The following is a 2,609-nucleotide window of genomic DNA, read 5'->3' as shown; positions in this document are numbered from 1 at the left end:
GGGTTCGTCGAGCAGGCGCAGCACGGCGGCCCGGACGCTCTCCCCGGTGGCCTGGTCGGCGAGGATCGCCAGTGATCCGCCCTGTGCGGCGGCGCGGCGGGCGAGTTCGGGCTCGTCGAAGTCCCACGGCACGGCGAGCTGGGGGACCGCGTGCAGGGCGCTGGTCAGGAAGGTGCCGGGCCCGGCGTGGCTGATGATCGCGTCGCAGGTGGGGGCCAGCGCGTGCAGCGGCACGTAGGACACCACCCGGGTGTTGTCGGGGACGCGGGTCAGCTTCTTCTGCTCGGACTCGGCGATGGTGGCGACGATCTCCATGTCCAGGTCGGCCAGTGCGTCGAGGATGTCCGGCACGTTGGCGGCGTATCCGGCGAAACGGTCGGTCGCGGTGGTACCCAGGGTGAGGGCGACGCGGCGGCGTTCTCGCGGGGCCCACAGCCACTTCGGGACGACGGCGGCGCCGCCGTAGGGGACGTAGCGCATCGGCAGGTAGTCCAGGTTGGCGTGCATGCTCAACGAGGCCGGCAGGTGGTGAATGGTGAACTGGCCGGTGAAGAGATCCTCGGTGTAGTCGAAGCCGTACTTGCCGCCGTAGGAGCCCAGCCAGTCGGCCATCGGGTCGGCGCGCTCCTCGACGGGCCGCTCGGCCTTCAGTCGCAGGTAGTGCTCGCGGGCGACGCCGAAGACGTCGACGCTCCACACCAGGCGGGCGTGCGCGGCGCCGCAGGCCTCGGCGGCGATCGCCCCGGCGTAGGTGTTCGGCTCCCAGATGACCAGGTCGGGCTGCCAGCCGCGGGCGAACTCGGTCAGACCGGCGATCAGCGGGAAGTTGTCCAGCCGATGCCACTGCTCCAGCAGGTTCTCGTAACCGGCTCGCATCGTCTCGAAGTCGAGGTCCGCCGGGTCCAGCACCGCCGCGTCGTACGGCGTGGGCAGCCCGGCCCGCTCCGCCTCGACCTGCTCGGGGTTGCGTTCCGCCATCCGCCAGGTCACGGGATTACGGCCGACCGGGACGGCGGTCAGACCGGCCTGGGTGACGATGTCGGCGAACTCGGGCTGGACCGCGACGCGCACCTCGTGACCCGCGGTCCGCAGCGCCCAGGCCAGCGGCACCATCGCATGGAAGATGGTCTTGTCCGGATAGGTGGTGAGCAGGATGCGCATGGTGGTGGTGTCTCCTGGTCGGGCGTCAGCGGTGTTTGGCGGTGAGTTCTTCCAGCCGGGGGACGAGCTGGTTGGGGGAGGGCAGCGCGTGGATCTCGTCGCGCAGGTCGTGGGCGCGACGGCGGAAGGAGGGTTCGTCGAGCAGGCGCAGCACGGCGGCCCGGACGCTCTCCCCGGTGGCCTGGTCGGCGAGGATCGCCAGTGATCCGCCCTGTGCGGCGGCGCGGCGGGCGAGTTCGGGCTCGTCGAAGTCCCACGGCACGGTGAGCTGAGGGATACCGTGCAGGGCGCTGGTCAGGAAGGTGCCGGGTCCGGCGTGGCTGATGATCGCGTCGCAGGTGGGGACAAGCGCGTGCAGCGGGGTCCAGGGCACCACCCGGGCGTTGCCGGGGACGTGGGACAGCTTCTTCTGCTCGGACTCGGCGATGGTGGCGACGACCTCGATGTCCAGGTCGGCCAGTGCGTCGAGGATGTCCGGCACGTTGGCGGCGTATCCGGTGAAACGGTCGGTCGAGCTGCTGCCCAGGGTGAGGGCGACGCGGCGGCGTTCTCGCGGGGCCCACAGCCACTTCGGGACGACGGCGGCGCCGCCGTAGGGGACGTAGCGCATCGGCAGGTAGTCCAGGTCGGCGTGCATGCTCAACGAGGCCGGCAGGTGGTGAATGGTGAACTGGCCGGTGAGCATGTCCTCGTCGAACTCGAACCCGTACTTGCGGGCGTAGCCGCCCAGCCAGTCGGCCATCGGGTCGGCGCGCTCCTCGACGGATCGCTCGGCCTTCAGTCGCAGGAAGTGCTCGCGGGCGACGCCGAAGACGTCGACGCTCCACACCAGGCGGGCGTGCGCGGCGCCGCAGGCCCCGGCGGCGATCGCCCCGGCGTAGGTATTGGCCTCCCAGATGACCAGGTCGGGCTGCCAGCCGCGGGCGAACTCGGTCAGACCGGCGATCAGCGGGAAGTTGTCCAGCCGATGCCACTGCTCCAGCCGGCTGTCGTAACCGGCTCGCATCGTCTCGAAGTCGAGATCCGCCGGGTCCAGCACCGCCGCGTCGTACGGCGTGGGCAGCCCGGCCCGTGCCGCCTCGACCTGTTCGGGATCACCTTCCGTCATCCGCCAGATCACCGCATTACGGCCGACCGGGACGGCGGTCAGACCGGCCTGGGTGACGGTGTCGGCGAACTCGGGCTGGACCGCGACGCGTACCTCGTGACCCGCGGTGCGCAGCGCCCAGGCCAGCGGCACCATCGGCAGGAAGTGTGTCCGCTCTGAATATGCGGTGAACAGGATACGCATGGTGGTGGTGTCTCCTGGTCGGGCGTCAGCGGTGTTTCGCGGCGAGTTCTTCGAGCCGGGGGACGAGCTGGTTGGGGGAGGGCAGGGCGTGGATCTCGTCGCGCAGGTCGTGGGCGCGGTGGCGGAAGGAGGGTTCGGTCAGTAGCCGGAGCAGGTT

2 protein-coding genes are annotated in these 2,609 nt (G+C 70.7%); both read right to left on the bottom strand.

Features of this window, described 5'->3' with window-relative positions; translation table 11 throughout:
• On the bottom strand, window positions 1-1,161 hold a 1,161-nt coding region (locus ABT130_RS47385), incomplete at its 3' end, for an activator-dependent family glycosyltransferase (RefSeq protein ID WP_350966467.1).
• 25 nt (window positions 1,162-1,186) lie between these two features.
• A complete protein-coding gene (locus ABT130_RS47380; RefSeq protein WP_350966466.1) occupies window positions 1,187-2,452 on the bottom strand; it encodes an activator-dependent family glycosyltransferase in 1,266 nt (421 codons plus the stop codon).
• Window positions 2,453-2,609: the final 157 nt, after the last annotated feature.

The sequence above is a fragment of the Streptosporangium sp. NPDC001681 genome (assembly GCF_040298085.1).
Classification (GTDB): domain Bacteria; phylum Actinomycetota; class Actinomycetes; order Streptosporangiales; family Streptosporangiaceae; genus Streptosporangium.
Note: the sequence above shows the minus strand (reverse complement) of the source record. Positions and strands in the feature narration are given on the sequence as shown.